This is a genomic window from Pseudomonas sp. MWU16-30317 (genome assembly GCF_020515695.1).
Lineage (GTDB): Bacteria > Pseudomonadota > Gammaproteobacteria > Pseudomonadales > Pseudomonadaceae > Aquipseudomonas.
The window spans coordinates 1-18,393 of record NZ_JAIWJA010000017.1 but is presented as its reverse complement, the minus strand read 5'-3'; the positions used below and the strand labels follow the sequence as shown (position 1 = coordinate 18,393).

Genomic DNA, 18,393 nt, shown 5'->3' with positions numbered 1-18,393 from the left:
GCAGCCATCACCGCTCAAGTGGGGCCGCGTGCTATCGCGCGATGAGCGACACAGCGTAAAATCCGCACGTTAATTGGCGGCCGCTCGCACTGATCGGCCGCCGATCCACTTTTTCCGATAGCCATTGTGTGAAGTGACTCATGGAACCGATCAAATCCACGGCCGACTTCCTCGGTGAGCGGGAACAGAACCTCAGCGCCAAGGCGTATGACGCCATGCTGCAGATGCTCATCAGCCGCGAGCTGCCCGCCAACACCGTGCTGCAGGAGCGCAGGCTCGCCGAGTTGCTGAATATCTCCCGTACCCCGGTGCGCGATGCCCTCACTCGGCTGGAAAATGAAGGCATGATCAGTCGAACCGCCGGGCGTACCTTGGTGGTCCGGCAGTTTTCAATCCGCGAATTGATCGAAACGCTGCACGTGCGCCGTACGCTGGAGGCTGAAGCCGCGCGCTTGGCCGCAGGTCGCGTGCCCGCCGCCGAGCTCGACGAGATGGAAGCCAGCGTGCGGCATCTGCTTGCCGCCGAAGTGCCCGACGCCGAGGAAGACTGGATCGTCGACAGCAAGCTGCACCAGATGATCTCCCATTACAGCGGCAACCTGCTGCTGACCCAGTACATTGAAACGCTGCGCTTGAAAACCCGCATGTTCAACCTGAGTGTCGCGCCAGAACGTTTTGAAAGTGCTCATCATGAGCACCTGGCGATCGTGCAAGCATTGAAGGTCGGTTATCAGGAGCATCTGGCGATCATCGCGGCGCTGCGCTCTGGCGATGCGAACACTGCGCAAAGCGCCGCTGCGGCGCACATCGACAGCGTTCGCCAAGGCATCATCAGTCGCTTCAGCCAGCTTTGATCCGTCGGCATTGCGCGACCAGCGCCAGGGAATGCGGGTGCAATTTGAAGTTTGTCGGGCTAAGGGTCGACGACTACACGACTGGCGCTCAACTCAGACGCGTCAGATAAGGCGGCAGGTCAGGCTCGGGCAGTACCGACAATACTTTGAGACGTTGCAGCGTTCGATCCCGGGCGCGCAACAAATGATCACGCAGACTGAGCGCCGCCGAGTCGACATTGCCATGCAGCAAGGCTTCGATGACCAACCGGTGCTCAATCAATGTGGCCTCGTCAACGCCCATTCCCAATGCATCATGAAAGATGCGGCTGACGTTCATCGGGCTCTGACATTGCTGAATCAGCACCGCCATCTTGCGGTTGCGCAGGCCGCCCAGGCAATGCTGGTGCAGATCCCGCTCCAGTTGATCGACCGCCTCACGCGTCGCGTTGGCTGCATCCCCCTGCAACTGCGCGATGCGCTCGAGCATGGCCTGCAATTGCGGATGCGACAGCTGGGCAGCCGTCTGCTGCAAGGCCTGCGGTTCGAGCAAAGCGCGCAGTTCATAGTCATCGCTGATTTCGCGCGCCGTCAACGGCCCCGCCAGCCACTGGGCATAGGGTTCCTTTTCGACCAGGCCGCGGTCACGCAGACGCAACAGGGCTTCGCGCACCACGCTGCGGCTCACCCCCAGATATTCGGCGGCCCGCTGTTCATCCAGGCGGTAATGCCCGAACACCATCACCGTTGATACACACGCGGCGATGTCGTCATACACCCGCTCGCCCAGTGGGCGCAGGTCGATCAGCTCTTCATGGGTTTCCAGACCCAGCAACTGCCGAGTCAAGGGCAAGCGCTGGGCAGGCAGGTCCAGCCCCTCGGGATTGATCAGGTAGCCGCGGCCTTCGAAACGACTGATCAGCCCCTCTTCATGCAGCAGGGTCAACGCTTGGCGCACCGGTACGCGACTGGTCGCGAACAGCTGCGCCAACGGCCCTTCCACCAGCACCAGCCCAGGCTCGGCGAGGCCCTGGATTATCGCGTCACGCAAAGCACTGCGGATCAGTTCGTAGCGAGGGGCACTGCGGTTTTCGTCAGTTACGGCGTCTTCTTCGACCAGCATCGGCTGCCATCCCTACTGTAGTGGGGAAATTCTCTCACACCTGCGGGACGACGGAGCGTCGACCCTCAGCACCAAAGTGGGGCCAGAAGTAGCAAGCGTGTTACTTTTCTGCGCACAGATGGTTATTTATTAAATATATACATTTGTTAACAGCGCGCATCATATTTTAACGAACCGCTCTGTCCCGCGATTGCCAATGCATGATCTCTGCTGCCCAACCGCTTGGCACGATGCCTGCTACATAAAACGTATCTATGTAGCAAATATACATTTGTTGATATACGTTTTTTGGAGCGCTTCATGCCATTCGATTTCGCCACCGCCGATGGTCACGACCTGGCTCATGCCTATGCCACCGGCCAAACCGATCCCGTCGAGGCGTTTGAAGCCGCGCTGGAGCGCTTGCCAGTGGCAGAACATGCCTTTATCGCACTGACTCAAGGTCGCGGCCGACGCGAAGCCGAGGCAGCGCGCCGGCGCTGGCTGGACCACGGCCCCTTGTCTGCGCTTGATGGTGTGCCAATCGCCTGGAAAGACCTGTTCGACATGAAGGGCATGGTCACCACCGCCGGAGCCGCCATCCGCCGCCATGCGGAGACCGCGCCGCAAGATGCGGCCCTGGTGAGCAGACTCGCTCAGGCCGGCATGGTCAGCCTCGGCAAGACAAACCTGAGCGAACTGGCCTACTCGGGGTTGGGCCTGAACCCGCATTTCGGGACGCCGGTCAACCCGCGTTTTTCTGCAGCGCCACGGGCACCGGGCGGATCGTCCAGCGGTTCGGCCATTGCCGTGGCGGCAGGTGTCGTGCCCATTGCAATGGGGACGGATACAGCGGGGTCGATTCGCATCCCGGCCGCCTTCAACGGCTTGGTCGGCTACCGCAGCAGCCGCAAAAGATATGGCTTCGCCGGAGTCTTCGGGCTGGCCCGCTCGCTCGACGCCTTGGGGCCGATCACGCGCAGCGTGCGGGACGCCATCGCCCTCGACCAACTGTTCACCCACACCCATATGAACCTTGACACCGCCGACCTGCGCGGCCTGCGACTGCGGGTCGACGAAGCCACGCTGAACGATCCCCGCGTGCAACCGGCAGTGCGCGACAACCTGGAGCACTGCCTGCAACGCCTGGGCAGCGCCGGCGCGCACATCGATCGCCGCCCGCTGCGGGCATGGCAATCGGCGCTGGACTGCATCGCCCAGCAAGGCTGGCTTGGTGCCGCAGAGGCGTTCGCCTCCCACGAGCGACTGCTCGACAGTGCCGACGCGGCCGGACTCGACCCCCGCGTGCGTCGGCGCCTCGAAGCCGCCCGCTCGATGCCGGCCAGTCGCCAATTGCGGCTGTACGAGCAGCGCGGGCTATTGCAGGCGCAGTTGCACAGCGAACTCGACGGCGCCTTGTTGATCACCCCTACCGTCGCCCATGTCGCCCACTTGCTCGAGCCGCTGCAAAGCGATGACGAACTGTTCGCCAGCACCAATCTGGCCACGTTGCGCTTGACCATGCCCGGCAGCCTGCTGGACATGCCAGGGGTGACGCTGCCCAGCGGCGTCGACGGCGATGGGCTACCCACCGGCCTGCTGCTCGCCGCGTGCAGCGGCAACGACATCGCTGTACTGCGCGCCGCGCTGGCCGTGGAAACATTGCTCAAGCAACACCCCTGACCGCCTGAATTCAAACGCCCGGGACCCGGCCCAGGCGTTTGCCAGCAATACGCCGGGACGAGGATGCAAGCATGGCTAAAGAAATTCTGGTATCGATCGGCGTCGACGTCGACGCGGTGGCTGGCTGGCTCGGTTCGTACGGCGGCGAAGATTCGCCGGACGATATCTCCCGCGGCATGTTCGCCGGCGAAGTCGGTGCACCGCGCCTGCTCAAGCTGTTCAAGAAATACGATCTGCGCACCACCTGGTTCATCCCCGGCCACTCGGTAGAAACCTTCCCCGAGCAGATGAAGGCCGTCGCCGAGGCGGGCCACGAAGTCGGCATCCATGGCTACAGCCATGAAAATCCGATCGCCATGACCGCCGAGCAGGAGGAGATCGTCCTCGACAAGTCCATCGCGTTGATCACCGAACTGACGGGCCGTCGCCCCACCGGTTACGTCGCGCCCTGGTGGGAATTCAGCCGCGTCAGCAACGAGTTGCTGCTGAAAAAAGGCATCAAGTACGACCACAGCCTGATGCACAACGACTTCAGCCCCTACTACGTGCGAGTTGGTGATACCTGGACCAAGATCGACTACAGCCAGCACCCCGACACCTGGATGAAACCACTGGTGCGCGGCGAAGAAACCGACCTGGTCGAAATCCCGGCCAACTGGTACCTCGACGACCTGCCACCGATGATGTTCATCAAGAAATCGCCGAACAGCCACGGCTTCGTCAACCCGCGTCATCTGGAAGAAATGTGGCGCGATCAGTTCGACTGGGTCTACCGCGAACATGACTACGCCGTGTTCCCGATCACCATCCACCCCGATGTCTCCGGTCGCCCACAGGTGCTGTTGATGCTCGAACGCTTTATCGAGCACATGCAAGGCCATGCCGGTGTGCGCTTCGTGACCATGGATGAAATCGCCGACGACTTCATCAAACGCCAACCCCGCCAGCGCTGACCTTTATCCCGCCGAGGATTGACCATGACTACGCCCACCGCTGTTTTAGACTCCCAACCCGCGCTCAGCGCTGACTGGCAACCCCAGTACCTGACGTCGGGTGACGTCAAATACGCGACCTGGATCGCTTTCTTCGCCTGGGTATTCGCGGTCTATGACTTCATCCTGTTCGGCACCCTGCTGCCGGTCATGGGTGAGCACTTCAACTGGAACCAGGCCACCCAGGCCGAGATCGCCACCTGGGTAGCGTTGGGAGGGGCCGTGGTGGCCTTCGCGGTCGGGCCAGTGGTCGATCGACTGGGGCGGCGCGCGGGGATCATCTTTACCGTGACCGGCTCGGCGCTGTGCTCGTTGCTGACCGCCTTCACGGCCGGTATGGGCAAGGGCGCGCTGATCGGCGTGCGTTCGGTGGCGGGCCTGGGCTATGCCGAGGAAGGCGTCAACGCGACCTACCTGACCGAGATCTACGCCGCGTCCACCGATCCCAAACTGATCAAGCGCCGTGGCTTCATCTACAGCCTGGTACAGAGCGGCTGGCCAGTCGGTGCGCTGATTGCGGCGGGCCTGACAGCGTTGCTGCTGCCCCAGATCGGCTGGCAGGGCTGCTTCGTGTTTGCCGCCATTCCGGCCTTCGTGGTGGCGTTCCTGGCCCGCAAGCTCAAGGAAAGCCCGCAGTTCCAGGTGCATCTGCGCATCGCTCAACTGCGCAAGGCCGGCCATGAAGCCCAAGCTCAGCTGCTGGCCAACACCCACGGCGTGGATTATCACGAGCACGCCAAGGCCGGCATCGCAGCCGCCTTTCGTGGTCCGGCGTTGCGCGCCACCCTGGTGCTGAGCATCGCGCTGCTGCTGAATTGGTCCGCCATCCAGGTATTCAGCGTACTGGGCACCTCGGTGATCGTCAGTGTTCACCATGTGTCATTCCAGAACTCGCTGTGGATCCTGGTGTTGTCCAACCTGGTGGGTTTCTGCGGCTACCTGTTCCACGGCTGGCTGGGCGATCGCATCGGTCGACGCAACACCGTGGCCCTGGGCTGGATGTGTGGTGGCGTGGCCTTCGCCGCGATGATCTATGGCCCGAGTGATCTGGTCACCGTGGTCACCCTGTACAGCGTGGGGCTGTTTTTTCTCAACGGGCCTTACTCGGCGCTGCTGTTCTTCATGAGCGAAAGCTTCCCTACCAGTATCCGCGCTACCGGCGGTGCCATCGTCCATGCCATGGGGCCGATCGGCGCCGTGTCGGCCGGGCTGGGCATCACCGGCGTGTTGACGGCGGGTGGCGAGTGGTACAGCGCGGCCATCTGGTTTGGCGCAGTGCCGTGCTTTCTGTCCGGGTTGGTGATGCTGGCCGCCCGTCACGTCGCCCCTGACAGCGTTAAATGACTGGAGACGCGAATGACTGATTCACACAACCTTCCCGTGGCGTTGGTGACTGGCGCTGCCAGTGGTATCGGCCAGGCGTTGGCCGTGACCTATGCCCAACGCGGTGTACGGGTGGTGGGCGGCTATTTTCCGGCTGACCCGCACGACCATCAAGATACCTTGAAGCGCGTTGCCGCGACAGGTGGCGAGTGCATCATGCTGCCGCTGGATGTGACCGATACCACATCGGTCGACGCCCTGGCCGCTGCTGCCATGGAACATTTCGGCCGCCTTGATTACGCCGTCGCCAACGCCGGCCTGTTGCGCGCCGCGCCGCTGCTGGAGATGACCGACGAGCGCTGGAATGAACTGCTCAACGTCGATCTGACCGGGGTCATGCGGACCTTCCGCGCGGCCGCGCGCCATATGGGCGACGGTGGCGCGATGGTCGCCATTTCGTCCATTGCCGGCGGCGTATATGGCTGGCAGGACCACTCGCACTACGCCGCTGCCAAGGCCGGCGTGCCGGGGCTGTGCCGATCGCTGGCGGTGGAGCTGGCACCTCGGGGCATCCGCTGCAACGCGGTGATCCCGGGGCTGATCGAAACCCCACAGTCGCTCGATGCGAAAAATTCGCTTGGCCCCGAAGGCCTGGCCAAGGCCGCGCGCAGCATTCCCCTGGGCCGCGTCGGCCGCGCCGATGAGGTCGCGGCGCTGGTGGCCTTTCTGACATCGACCGAGGCCAGTTACCTCACCGGGCAAAGCATCATCGTCGACGGTGGCCTCACCGTTCGCTGGCCGGATTGACCGATGGAGAACCCTATGCAAAGAACCCTTGCTACCCCGCTCGCCGGGCGCCGCGCCGTGATCACCGGTGCCGCCAGCGGTATCGGCGCGGCCATTGCCATGGCTTACGCACAGGCGGGTGCCAGCCTGGTGCTGGCCGACCGCAACGGCGCCGCGCTGCAAGACGTGGCCGCCACTTGCCGCGCGCTGGGTTCGACGGTGCATGAATGCATTGCCGACGTCGGTACGCGCAGTGGTGCCCAAGCCGGCGTGGACGCCTGCGTGCAGGCCTTCGGCGGTATCGATATTCTGGTCAACAACGCCGGTATGCTGACCCAGGCCAAGTGCATCGACCTGACTCAGGAGATGTGGGACGACATGCTGCGCGTCGACCTCACCAGCGTCTTCATCGCCAGCCAGCGTGCCCTGCCGCACATGCTTGCGCAGCGCTGGGGGCGGATCATCAACGTCGCCTCGCAACTGGGCATCAAGGGCGGCGCAGACCTGACGCACTATGCTGCGGCCAAGGCCGGCGTGATCGGCTTTACCAAGTCGCTTGCGCTGGAAGTGTCCAAGGACAACGTACTGGTCAACGCCATTGCCCCTGGACCGATCACTACCACACTGGTGGACGGCCTGAGCCCGGACTGGAAAACTGCCAAGGCCAAGGAGCTGCCTCTGGGGCGGTTCGGCTTGGCCGAAGAGGTTGCGCCGATTGCCGTGCTGCTCGCCAGCGAGCCGGGCGGCAACCTGTTCGTCGGCCAGACCCTGGGACCCAACTCCGGCGACGTAATGCCCTGACCGAACGACTGCGCGCCGGGTCAGCAACGGCCGGCGCACTCTGCAAAAGGCAATCAACATGTGTGGACTCTGTGGCCTGCTAGGCGAAGACATTCATTGGAGCGACCCCCTGGGCGACACCTTGCCACGCCGTCGGGAGCGCTTGCGACGGATCACCGCGATCAATCGTGTCCTCGCCCCCTTCCGCCTGACGGTCAGTGATTTTCAGGGCTCGGCCTACCTGCTGCTTGGCGCTACCGGACGCCAGGAAATGGCCAGCGGCCTGGATGAACTCTGGAGCAAGGCCGGCGCCATTCTCGGCCGCGCTGTGGACCCGCTTGATCTGCGCGTGCTGGAACATCTGGAGACCCATCGATGAGTATCCCGCTGAACGTCATCACCGGCTTCCTCGGCAGCGGCAAGACCACCCTGCTCAAGCGCTTGCTCAGTGACCAGGCACTGGGCGATACCGTGGTGCTGATCAACGAGTTCGGCGAAGTCGGCCTGGACCATCTGCTGATCGAAGCAATAGCCCCCGACGCGATACTGCTGCCCAGCGGTTGCGTGTGCTGCTCGGTGCGCGGCGACCTCAAGGCCGCACTGCTCACGCTTGAAGGGCGCCGCCAGCGCGGTGAGCTGCCGGCCTTTCGTCGGGTGTTGCTGGAAACCACCGGCCTGGCCGACCCAGCGCCCATCCTCGCGACCTTGGCCAAGGACGCCAATCTGCGCGGTCATTACCATCTGGGCTTGATGATTACCGTGGTCGATGCCTTGCACGCCGAACTGCAGGAACGCCTGCACCCGGAGTGGCTGGCGCAGGTCGCTGCCGCCGATCGCTTGTTGCTGAGCAAGGACGATCTGGTCCCTGGCGACGTGCTGGAGCAGTTGCGCGAGCGGCTCATGCAGCTCAACGGCGATGCCCCGCAGCGGCTAAGCCGCGACGTGGGCGGTGGCGACGAACTGCTGTGGGGCGAGGGGCTTGGCGGCGCCAGGATAGAGGCTGAAGTCGCCCGCTGGCAGTTGCTCAAACCGGTCGATAGCCTGCGCCACAGCGAGGCGCAGGTGTGTTGCCTGAGCCTCGACGAGCCGCTGGACTGGATGGCCTTCGGCGTGTGGCTTTCCATGCTGCTAAGATGCCATGGTGAGCGAATTTTGCGAGTCAAAGGCATCCTCGAAGTGATCAACAGCGAACAACCCATCGTCATTCATGGCGTCCAGCATTGCCTGCACGCCCCACTGCACTTGCCCCGCTGGCCCACTGGCGAGCGCGGCTCGCGGCTGGTGTTCATCGTTCGCGGCCTGGACCCCGACCTGCTGCGCCGCTCGTTCGCCGCCTTTCTACAACCGCCGGGCCTGGCCGCATGAGCGAACCCATCACCCTGCGAGTACTTGGCACCTCGGTCACGCTGATCGAATCCATCCGCCAGCGCGCCGAAGAGGAACTGGGGATCCGCCTGGTCTATCAGATTCATGAAGTGCAGCAGGCCCAACGCATCGCCGTCATGCACCCGGACAGCTACGACCTCTACGACCAATGGTTTCATAACGTCGACCTGGTCTGGCCGGCACGCGCGATACAACCCATCGACACCCGCCGCCTGGCGCTGTGGGAAGAAATCAACGACCTACCCAAACGTGGGCGCTTGAACCCCGACGACCGCCTGGCCACCGGCAGCCTGCCGTGCGATCGCCTGTTCGTGCAGCACGATGGCAATCTGGGCAACCGTCCTGGCGAGTTCATCAGCATGCTGCCCCTCACCCACAATGCCGACAGTTTCGCCTATCGCCCGGAGCGCCTGCCGGCGGGCCTGGCGGGTGCCGAGGAGAGCTGGTCGTGGCTGGTGGATGAACAATGGTGTGGACGCATCGCCTTGCAGAGCGACGCATCGATCGGCGCCCTCGATGCGGCCCTCGCGGTACAGGCAGCGGGTTTGGCCAGCTTCAACAATATCGGCAACCTTGATCTGGATGAAATCGACCGCCTGGCCAAGGTGTTGATAGAAAAACAGCGCCACGGACACTTTGCCGGGTTCTGGTCCGATGGGCAGGAGGCCGGCGAGTTGATGTTGCAACCGCGTATCGATATCCAGAGCCTGTGGTCGCCCACCCTCATGCAATTGCACCGCGCTGGCGTGCAGTATCGCCTGGCGGTGCCCAAGGAAGGTTACCGCGCCTGGTTCGGCGGCCTGTCGCTGTCGCGCTGCGCACAGGGCCGCGTACGTGATGCGGCCTATGCGTACCTGAACTGGTGGCTGGCGGGCTGGCCCGGCGCGGTCATGGCCCGACAAGGGTTCTATATCTCCAATCCGTTGCGCGCACGGGACCATTTGAGCGCGGCCGAATGGGATTACTGGTATGACGGCAAGCCAGCGCGCGAGGAACTGCCCGGTAGCGATGGCTTGCCGTTGATTGACGTTGGCCTGTGTCGGGAAGGTGGTTCCTATGCCCAACGCATGGGCCACATCAGCGTCTGGAACTCGGTGATGGACGAACACAACTACCTGGTCAGGCGCTGGGCGGACTTCTTGCGCTCGGGTAATCGCTAGACTGCCCGAGCGGTGAAGTCCCCAGCTGTGCGGCGAGCATGGCTGCGGCATGCGGGCATTAGGGCATTGGGGCATTGGGGCATTGGGGAAGACCCTCAGGACCTGTGCTTTGCTACCGCCGCCCTCACTGTTTCAGGTCATGTTGCAAATTCTGTTTTGCCACCGTGATGATTGCGGCGGGATCTTTGGGCAAGTCATGCTCGACGATGTAAAGCGGCTTGCCGGTCTTCTGCGCGGCGGCAATGATTTGCGGCCAGGCCAGCAGCACCTCGCCCAGCGTTGCGAAGTTGGCTTCATCGTCCCTGACCTCGATGCCCGCATTATCCTTGGCGTGCAAGGCGAACAGGCGGTCGACATAGCGTTTGATCAGTCACTCAGGATCCTGGCCGCCGCGGGAAACCCAGGCCGCGTCGATTTCCAGCATCAGATTCAGCGGCTGAGTGGTATCGACCAACCATTCATAGCCAGTTTTGCCGGCGTACTTCTTCATCGAACCGTTTGCGGTTGTTTTTTGCATCGAAGCTATCTGAAACACAGGGCAACTCCTGCAGGTATTGCTTCAGGTGGCGCATCGACGCTGTCTTCAACTGTTCCAGTGAGGCCGTAAAATTCCCACGCGCCAGCGACGCACGGCACGCCTGCAGCTCCGCTTCCTTGTCCTGAAGCGCCTTATCGTAGTAATGCATTTGCAAGGCATGAAAAACGGATAGGCGCGCGTCCCCCTGTATAAACGGCTTGGTGCGAAAAATTCTGAAGTTGAAAAGCAGCTCAATGCGATCTTTGAGGCCGATGCGCTGCTCACCTAGATAGGCCAGGTAGGCCATTAAGTCCGCGCTCTTGTGCGGCGACAGTTCGTACTTGTCCAGCGAGGCGACGGCTTGCACTCAACTGTCCGTCTGCCATTGCTGCAGGTAACGCCGCTCGATGTTCAGCTCGTCAAGTTCGACCTGCAGTTGCGCCGCCCGATTATGATCGTCTAAGTGCTGTTTCAAATGCGCGAGCTGAGCCTGGATTTCATCCAGCGTTGGTGCAGAGTCCAGCTCGCTCAATGGCCACGCCGGCAGGTCGGCGAAGAAGTCCTCGCGGTTTTCTTGGTTACCAAGTTTGGCGGCCAGGTGGCCGAGGCTGCATTTCTCCAGTTTCTCGTAGATGTTCTGGACAGCCGCATTGTTGTTGAACAGTACTGCCACCGTGTTGCACGCTTGGTCTTCCCTAACGGGCGGGCTCTCTCAACCTCCACCAGGTATCGGTCGATGATTTCAGCCAAGGGCACACCTACCCGGTTTGCCTTCTCGATTGCATCAGGCTCGTATAGCTCAGCCTCACGTCGTCGAATCCAGGCTTGAGCGGCCTGTTTCCGCGCGAAGGTCTGCGTCTCTTGATAGACTTGCGCTCCATCGCGATTGATCCGGATCTGGGCGGTATAGCTGACTGTACCGTCGGCTCCTTAGCGGGCTCCGAGAGTGGCCATGGAATGGGTCCACCCCTTCGTTCAGTTGGTACGTAGTGCCAACAACATGAAAAAGCGCCCGAAACGCCCGAAAATGGTAAAAAATACGCAGACCAAAATGCATACGAAATCAGCTTCAAACCCAGTGAACACAAGGCCTGAGCCCTCCCGCCGCTTCAGCGTTGCACCGATGATGGATGGGAGCAACTCTTTTATAACTGTCTGATTTAAATATCAAAACACAAAAACCAAGCTTTCCTCTTACCAATTTTGTACCACTTTTATTTCAAATTCTGTCCATGCTTGACCCCCGCGACGCCAACGGTATAGCCAGCCGTCCCATCACCCGGACGTTCCGATTTGAAGTCAGGAGCCATCGCCGCCAGTGCTCGGATCATGTTGTTGATCTGAATAATCCGCGTTGAAAAATACCTAGATAGAACGCTGATTGACACGCTTGGACAGTTCTCCAGCGGACTCTTTACGCTCAGAATACCGATCAACCAGGTAATCCTGGCGATCACGCAGCAGCAGCGTGAATTTGATCAACTCCTCCATCACATCCACCAAGCGGTCGTAATAGGACGAAGACTTCATGCGGCCGGCCTCGTCGAATTCGGTAAAGGCCTTGGCCACCGAGGACTGGTTGGAGATGGTGAACATCCGCATCCACCGCCCCAGCACTCGCAGTTGATTAACCACGTTGAATGACTGCGAGCCACCACATACCTGCATGACGGCAAGGGTTTTGCCCTGCGTGGGGCGCACGGCGCCAATGGCCAGGGGAACCCAATCGATCTGTGCCTTGAATACCGCGCTCATGGCGCCATGGCGCTCCGGAGAGCACCACACTTGTCCTTCCGACCACTGCATCAGCTCGCGCAGCTCCGCGACCTCGGGATGAGTCTCGGGTGCATCATCCGGTAGCGGCAGCCCTGAGGGATCGAAGATTCTCGTTTCGGCGCCCAATACTTCCAGGAGCCGGGCAGCCTCCTGAGTGACCAAACGGCTGAACGAGCGCTCCCGCGTCGATCCGTAGAGCAGCAGAATTCTGGGTTTGTGGAGCGATGCTCCACGAGGCTCCAAAAGCTCCAGGGAGGGAATGTGGATCAGATCGTCGTGTACATTCGGCAATGTTTCTTGCATATCAAACTCCTGCGACGGCGCCGGCTGGATGCCACCTCGGTTGACCGCTAAAGGTTACCAATACGGCTGAGTTCAGCTTCAAGCCTGTCAGCGCTCATGGTCTTCAGCGGCAGCTCGAGAAAGGCGCTGGCGCGTTCACGAATTTCCCTGAGGGTGACTGCAAACGCAGCGGTAATTTCCGGCTCCGAGCCCGTTGCTTGCGACGGATCTGCCAGGCCCCAATGCCCCTTCAAGGCCGGTCCAAAGAAGATGGGGCAGGCTTCACCCGCCGCCCGATCACAGACGGTGATGACAACGTCCGGTGGAGAGCCCTCAAAGGCGTCCGACGCCTTGCTGCTCAACCCCGCAGTCGCGATTCCCGCCGCTTCAAGCGTTTGCAAGGCACGTGGGTTCACCCGGCCACTGGGAAAGCTCCCCGAACTGACAGCTTCAATGCCCTCAGGCGCCAAGTGGTTGAACAGCGCCTCGCAAAGGATGCTGCGGCAGCTGTTGTGGGTACACATGAACAAGACTTTCATCAGTGAATTCCTTTATTCAGAAACTCAGGCGCAACGCCAGAGCGCAGAGAGTGACGAAGAGAACGGGCAAGGTCAGCACGATCCCGGTCTTGAAGTAGTAGCCCCAACTGATCCTGATACCTTTCTTGGCCAGCACGTGCAGCCACAACAGCGTGGCCAGGCTGCCAATAGGCGTGATCTTAGGACCCAAGTCGCAGCCGATGATATTGGCGTACACCATGGCCTGCGGGACGACGCCTTCGGTGCCAGTCGCCTGAATTGACAACGCGCCCACCAGTACGGTCGGCATGTTGTTCATGATCGATGACAGAAACGCAGTCAGCAGCCCCGTGCCGAGAGAAGCGCCCCAGATGCCATGGCCGGCGAATACGTTGAGGATCTGCGCGATGTGGTCGGTCAGGCCGGCGTTTTTCAGCCCATAGATGACCAGGTACATACCCAGAGAAAAAATCACCACCTGCCAGGGAGCGCCCTTGAGCACCTTGCCGGTGTCGAGGGCGGGCCCGCGAGCCGCGATCACATACAAGATGAATGCGCACACCGCTGCTATCGCGCTGATCGGAACACCCAGCGGCTCTATCACGAAGAAGCCGAGCAGCAACGCCGCCAGAACCCACCAACCGGCGATGAAGGTTGGGCGATCTCGAATCGCGTCCTCCGGGCGGTGCAACTGCGCCAAGTCATAAGTCCTGGGCAATTCCTTGCGAAAGAACCACATCAGCATGATCAGCGTCGCGGCCACGCTTACCAGGTTGACCGGCACCATGACAGATGCATATTCGCTGAAACCTATCTTGAAGTAGTCCGCAGAGACAATGTTTACCAGGTTCGAAACCACCAGTGGCAGGCTGGCGGTATCGGCAATGAATCCCGCAGCCATGACGAACGCCAAGGTAGCTGCAGGGCTGAAGCGCAACGCCAATAACATCGCGATCACGATAGGCGTGAGGATCAGTGCCGTACCATCATTGGCGAATAACGCCGATACGACGGCGCCCAGCAGGATGATAAAAGCGAAGAGCTTGCGCGTATTGCCCGCCCCCCAGCGTGCAACATGCAAGGCCGTCCACTCGAAGAAGCCCGCCTCATCGAGCAAGAGGCTGATGATGATCACGGCGATAAAGGTGGCGGTGGCATTCCAGACGATATGCCAAACCTCGGGAATATCCCCCAGCGTGACGACGCCGGTCAGCAGGGCGAGCACGGCGCCAAAGGTCGCGCTCCAGCCAACGCCCAGCCCTCGAGGCTGCCAGATGACCAGAACGATGGTGGCGATAAAGATCAATAGGGCAATCAGCATTTTGCAACTCACTTCGCAGGCAAATCAGCTGCACACGGCCTAGTTGTCAGGGCGACCATCCATGCCGCACAGGCGCGTGGTTTCGGTCCCAAGCCAGCACTGATTGGCGTCCACGACATCTTTCAACAGCGCAGTTACCCAGGTTGGGAGCGCTGGATGCAGCCGGTAGTAAACCCACTGGCCTTGGCGGCGATCCATCAGCAAGCCGGCTGAACGAAGCAACGCAAGGTGGCGAGAGATTTTGGGCTGGCTCAGGTCAAGGGCAGCGGTGAGTTCACAAACGCACAGCTCACCCTGAGCCACGATGAGCAACGTGATTTTGCTGCGTGTGTCATCTGCCAGGCATTTGAACAAGGCAGTGGGTGTGATGGGCTGTGTCATAGCGCGTCCATTGAATCGGAGACTCTTCGCAACGTAGATATGCGAAAATTCGAATATACGCTTCGGCGAATATCCGGTAAAGCAGATATAAAAACGCGCCCAGATATCTATCAGCCTACTGCCCTGGGCGGGCACCGTCAGGGGTTACTGTGTGAATGGAGCCGTTGAGTTGATTACCATGGCTCACTCAGCGAGCTTGTAACCGGTACCGTGCACCGTATGCAGCAAGGGAGTGGCGAAGTCCTTATCCATTACCCGCCGCAGCAGATGGATATTGCTGCGCAGGCTGTCGCTGGCCGGCACGTCCCGCCCCCAGACCAAGTCCTCCAGCTCCTGGCGCCGAACAGTCCCGGGGCTACGGCGCATCAATAGATCGAGAATCTTCAGATTGGTCGGATTGAGCTTCAAAGACCTTCCCGCGCGCGTGACTTCGTAGGTGTCCAGGTCATAATGCAAATCAGCGACCCTCAAGACGCGGGTACCACGGTGAGTTCGTCGATTAACGATTGCTTCCATACGCGCCAGCGCCTCGCTCATGGCGAAAGGCTTGGTGATGTAGTCGTCAGCACCTACGTCGAAACCCGCCAAGCGATCCGCGAGTTGGTCACGCGCACTAAGCATCACGATCGCCACATTGGAACGTGAGTGATGCCGGAGGCTGTGGCAAATCTGATTGCCGTCTATCCCTGGCAGCATGATGTCGAGCAGGATCGCGTCGAACGGCCGGCTGGCGGCCAGGTTCAAGCCAGCCAGCCCGCTGAGCGCCCCTTCCACTTCGTGACCCTTGAGCGTCAGGAACTCGATCAGGTTGTCATGTATGTCTCGACTATCTTCAACCACGAGAATACGCATAGCGTCTCGATCCTATCGCTGGATTGGGTAGTGGGGATGAGTGAACCTGCACTGTTCAGTCGTGTGCCAGCGGCGACAACACAACGTGGCAATGCGTACAGGATCGAGAGTCGATGGCAACAACCCCAGAACACATGGAGCACCGTCGATGATTGCTCGAAATGCCCAGCCGGCTAGCCACGGCTCTGGAGGCGGCTTCATCGATCGGCTCAAGTAGCCAAAGCATGAACAGCGCGAAGAAAGAAAGGATCAGCCCCCGCAAAAACCACAGGGCCCCTGGCCGGCGCCGCTACTGCGCATAGAACGCGCAGGCGGCGGCTACCGCTAGCCAGATGATCATGCATTTCATTGAAGTGTTGCCGTTTTCCAGTGCAGCCCGCTGCGCGGTTGGCGGCCAGCAAAAACGGAAAACTTCCAGACGTTCCCTGCTAGGATTCGGACAACCACGGCAACTCCCTTCGCTCCATGTCCAGCTTGAACCATAGTTTAAAACTGAGGAAACGTTCGTTTTAATCGCGTCGGCACCGCTAGCGCCGATACGCCTACTTCATCGGCGCAACGGCAGCATGCGCTTCAAGGTGTTGTCTTTGACCCAATAGTGATGAAAAAGACCTGCGACCGCATGTAGCCCGATCAGCCAATAACCGGCGTTACCCGCCCACTCATGCCACTCCTTCAGCGAATGCGCAGTGTCAGGATCGATAGCCAGAGGTGACGGCAAATAGAATTCGAAGTAAGGCACCGGTTTGCCAGCTGCGGACAGCATCAGCCATGCCAGCATGGGTGTCCCAATCATCAGGACATACAGGGCACCGTGCACCAGGAAAGAGAGCGCCCATTGCCACGCTGGTGGCTGCGGCAGGATAGCGGGTGCAGGCCGTAACCTGCCGAGCAGACGAATCCATACCAAGGCGAAAATGCCCAGCCCCAGCAGCCCATGCACTCCGAGCAGCAGGCTTCTGGCGATACTGCCGCGAGGCATGAAGCCCTTGAGTTCGATGCAGGCATAGACGCCCACAAACAGTACCAACATCAACCAGTGCAGGCTTATGGACAATGTGCTGTAGCGTTGCGCCGTAGCGGCAGTGGGCATGGAGAAGCCTCTGTGAAGTGAATATGGAGTAAAGCCTGCCCGGTGTTTCTTAACCCTTCCTGAAGATGGCAACCGCGCGAGGGACGGCCTGCTCGGATATCCTCGATCTGATCGAGCAGTTTGCAAACCGTAAGTACACGTTCCCTCATTGTGAGCTCCTGCGCCTGATATTCGGCGCCTGGATCATTCGCCTTCAGACTTCCCTAAGATTGTCTGCAGATACTGGCCCCACTCACCACCGAGGGGGCAGCCACCTATGCAAGCGCTGAATTGGAATTTTTGTTTGCCACTGCGGTTCGGAAACAGCAATACGCCGTTGCTGGAACTTAGGCGGGCCGTAACCCAGGATCCGTCGCGCGAGCGCTTCGAAGCCTTTATCCAGGAACGTTTTCGCAAGGCCCACAAAGCGCAGATAAGCCAGTTCATGCCCGAACTTTTCGGCTTGCAGGATAGTGAAGGCAGCTTGCAAGCCGTGGCCGGCATTCGTTTAGCCATCTCCGAACCCCTGTTTCTGGAACGCTACTTGGATGAGCCGATGGAGCACACTCTCGAGTCGACATCAGCGCGAGCAGTGGACAGGCTGGGCATCGTCGAAGTCGGCAACCTGGCCGCCGCCAATCTAGGCAGTGCCCGTTTGAGCATCATCACCGTGACCTGGTTGCTGGCGATGGCTGGACTCGAATGGGTCGCGTTCACCGGCAATTCGGCCCTGGTCAATAGTTTCAACCGACTGGGGCTGCGCCCGGTGACGCTCTGCCCTGCCGACCCTTTGCGCCTGGGTGAGGAACGTCACGCCTGGGGCAACTATTACGAAACGCGTCCCCCACGTACATGTCGGCGATATTCGCTCCGGTTTCCTGCACTTGCGCCAATCCGGCGTATTCGCATACTTCGGCCTCCCGCCCTCTCTGGAGCGTTCCTGCCATGTCGCCTGAACTTCAGTCTTTCCGCCACGGCTACGGCAGCTGTCGACGCAAAAGCCCAAGCAGATTGCGCTGCGGGGCGATGCACAGATCACCTACGCGCAACTTGATGTCGAAATCGACCAGCGCGAGATCAATGAACGCGTCAATGCGTTCCTGGATCGCCCCCTTGAGGGCGACTGGCCGTACCTCTGGATCGACGCCACCTACGTTAAAGTGCGTGAGGCAGTTCGTATCGTTTCGGTCGCGGTAATAATCGCCGTGGCTGTGAGCACCAATGGCGGTCGGGAAGTTCTGGGCATGCGGGTGGGACCTTCCGAGGCTGAGCCGTTCTGGACGGACTTCCTGCGCAGTCTGATGCGTCGCGGTTTGCGCGGGGTAAAGCTGGTGATCTCTGACGCTCACGAAGCCCTGAAGGCGGCTGTCGCCAAGGTCTTTCACGCAACTTGGCAGCGCTGCCGGGTGCATTTCATACGCAACGCGATGGACCACGTCGGCAAGGGCCAGCGCAGCATGGTGGCGGCGTTGTTGCGCTCAGTCATCGCTCAGGACAGTCGCTGTCAACGCCAACCCAAAACTGACCCCTTTACTGCATTTTTCGCCAACTGAAATCTGACCCCCTCGGCCTGCTTTTAAACGCTCTTCACCGCTCGCGCAGGGCTGGTACCCGCCTTGCGTTTATCCT

19 protein-coding genes and 3 pseudogenes are annotated in these 18,393 nt (G+C 60.7%); 11 read left to right on the top strand and 11 right to left on the bottom strand.

Annotation, left to right across the window (positions count from 1 at the left end; genetic code table 11):
- The first annotated feature begins 140 nt into the window (after window positions 1-140).
- Window positions 141-854, top strand: a complete 714-nt coding sequence (locus LIX93_RS28815; RefSeq protein WP_226507429.1) for a GntR family transcriptional regulator — start codon at window positions 141-143, stop codon at window positions 852-854.
- Between the two features lie 88 nt (window positions 855-942).
- Here LIX93_RS28815 and LIX93_RS28810 read toward each other — a convergent pair whose 3' ends face one another.
- Entirely contained in the window at window positions 943-1,956 is a 1,014-nt protein-coding gene (locus tag LIX93_RS28810; RefSeq protein ID WP_226507428.1) for a GntR family transcriptional regulator, read from the bottom strand.
- 300 nt (window positions 1,957-2,256) lie between these two features.
- Between LIX93_RS28810 and LIX93_RS28805 the strand changes: the two genes are divergently transcribed.
- From LIX93_RS28805 to LIX93_RS28770, 8 genes are all read left to right on the top strand, one after another.
- On the top strand, window positions 2,257-3,618 hold the full coding sequence (locus tag LIX93_RS28805; RefSeq protein ID WP_226507427.1) for an amidase: 1,362 nt from the start codon (window positions 2,257-2,259) through the stop codon (window positions 3,616-3,618).
- A 71-nt stretch (window positions 3,619-3,689) separates the two neighbouring features.
- A complete protein-coding gene (locus LIX93_RS28800; RefSeq protein ID WP_226507426.1) occupies window positions 3,690-4,571 on the top strand; it encodes a polysaccharide deacetylase in 882 nt (293 codons plus the stop codon).
- Between the two features lie 24 nt (window positions 4,572-4,595).
- Window positions 4,596-5,954 (top strand): MFS transporter, encoded by a 1,359-nt coding sequence (locus tag LIX93_RS28795; protein ID WP_226507425.1) that lies wholly within the window; start codon window positions 4,596-4,598, stop codon window positions 5,952-5,954.
- Window positions 5,955-5,966: 12 nt separating this feature from the next.
- A complete protein-coding gene (locus tag LIX93_RS28790; RefSeq protein WP_226507424.1) occupies window positions 5,967-6,740 on the top strand; it encodes an SDR family NAD(P)-dependent oxidoreductase in 774 nt (257 codons plus the stop codon).
- 15 nt (window positions 6,741-6,755) lie between these two features.
- Window positions 6,756-7,520, top strand: a complete 765-nt coding sequence (locus tag LIX93_RS28785; protein WP_226507423.1) for an SDR family NAD(P)-dependent oxidoreductase — start codon at window positions 6,756-6,758, stop codon at window positions 7,518-7,520.
- A 58-nt stretch (window positions 7,521-7,578) separates the two neighbouring features.
- A complete protein-coding gene (locus LIX93_RS28780) occupies window positions 7,579-7,878 on the top strand; it encodes a hypothetical protein (protein WP_226507422.1) in 300 nt (99 codons plus the stop codon).
- Entirely contained in the window at window positions 7,875-8,864 is a 990-nt protein-coding gene (locus tag LIX93_RS28775) for a GTP-binding protein (RefSeq protein ID WP_226507421.1), read from the top strand. Before LIX93_RS28780 ends, LIX93_RS28775 begins: the two co-directional genes overlap by 4 nt.
- Entirely contained in the window at window positions 8,861-10,045 is a 1,185-nt protein-coding gene (locus LIX93_RS28770) for an extracellular solute-binding protein (protein ID WP_226507420.1), read from the top strand. The genes LIX93_RS28775 and LIX93_RS28770 overlap by 4 nt, the downstream gene beginning before the upstream one ends.
- A gap of 124 nt (window positions 10,046-10,169) precedes the next feature.
- Here the strand turns inward: LIX93_RS28770 and LIX93_RS28765 are convergent, their stop codons facing one another.
- From LIX93_RS28765 to LIX93_RS28720, 10 genes and pseudogenes are all read right to left on the bottom strand, one after another.
- Window positions 10,170-10,382: a hypothetical protein gene (locus tag LIX93_RS28765; protein WP_226507419.1), complete on the bottom strand. Its 213-nt coding sequence runs from the start codon at window positions 10,380-10,382 to the stop codon at window positions 10,170-10,172.
- Between the two features lie 121 nt (window positions 10,383-10,503).
- Window positions 10,504-10,929, bottom strand: a complete 426-nt coding sequence (locus tag LIX93_RS28760) for a hypothetical protein (protein ID WP_226507418.1) — start codon at window positions 10,927-10,929, stop codon at window positions 10,504-10,506.
- Window positions 10,930-11,235 (bottom strand): hypothetical protein, encoded by a 306-nt coding sequence (locus LIX93_RS28755; protein WP_226507417.1) that lies wholly within the window; start codon window positions 11,233-11,235, stop codon window positions 10,930-10,932.
- A 2-nt stretch (window positions 11,236-11,237) separates the two neighbouring features.
- A pseudogene (locus LIX93_RS28750) lies at window positions 11,238-11,459 on the bottom strand (site-specific integrase); the annotation flags it as partial.
- A 468-nt stretch (window positions 11,460-11,927) separates the two neighbouring features.
- The gene (arsH, locus tag LIX93_RS28745) at window positions 11,928-12,641 is read right to left on the bottom strand and encodes an arsenical resistance protein ArsH (RefSeq protein ID WP_226507416.1); all 714 of its coding nucleotides are present in this window, start codon (window positions 12,639-12,641) and stop codon (window positions 11,928-11,930) included.
- Window positions 12,642-12,688: 47 nt separating this feature from the next.
- Entirely contained in the window at window positions 12,689-13,159 is a 471-nt protein-coding gene (locus LIX93_RS28740; RefSeq protein WP_226507415.1) for an arsenate reductase ArsC, read from the bottom strand.
- Between the two features lie 16 nt (window positions 13,160-13,175).
- Entirely contained in the window at window positions 13,176-14,459 is a 1,284-nt protein-coding gene (locus LIX93_RS28735; protein ID WP_226507414.1) for an arsenic transporter, read from the bottom strand.
- A 39-nt stretch (window positions 14,460-14,498) separates the two neighbouring features.
- Window positions 14,499-14,840, bottom strand: coding sequence for a metalloregulator ArsR/SmtB family transcription factor (locus tag LIX93_RS28730; protein WP_226507413.1), 342 nt, complete (start codon window positions 14,838-14,840; stop codon window positions 14,499-14,501).
- Between the two features lie 183 nt (window positions 14,841-15,023).
- Window positions 15,024-15,692, bottom strand: a complete 669-nt coding sequence (locus LIX93_RS28725) for a response regulator transcription factor (RefSeq protein ID WP_226507412.1) — start codon at window positions 15,690-15,692, stop codon at window positions 15,024-15,026.
- Window positions 15,693-16,239: 547 nt separating this feature from the next.
- The gene (locus LIX93_RS28720) at window positions 16,240-16,785 is read right to left on the bottom strand and encodes a cytochrome b (RefSeq protein ID WP_226507411.1); all 546 of its coding nucleotides are present in this window, start codon (window positions 16,783-16,785) and stop codon (window positions 16,240-16,242) included.
- Between the two features lie 256 nt (window positions 16,786-17,041).
- Between LIX93_RS28720 and LIX93_RS28715 the strand changes: the two are divergent.
- Window positions 17,042-17,720, top strand: a pseudogene (locus tag LIX93_RS28715) (thermostable hemolysin).
- A 117-nt stretch (window positions 17,721-17,837) separates the two neighbouring features.
- Window positions 17,838-18,257: pseudogene (locus LIX93_RS28710) on the top strand (transposase); the annotation flags it as partial.
- Window positions 18,258-18,393 lie beyond the last annotated feature (136 nt).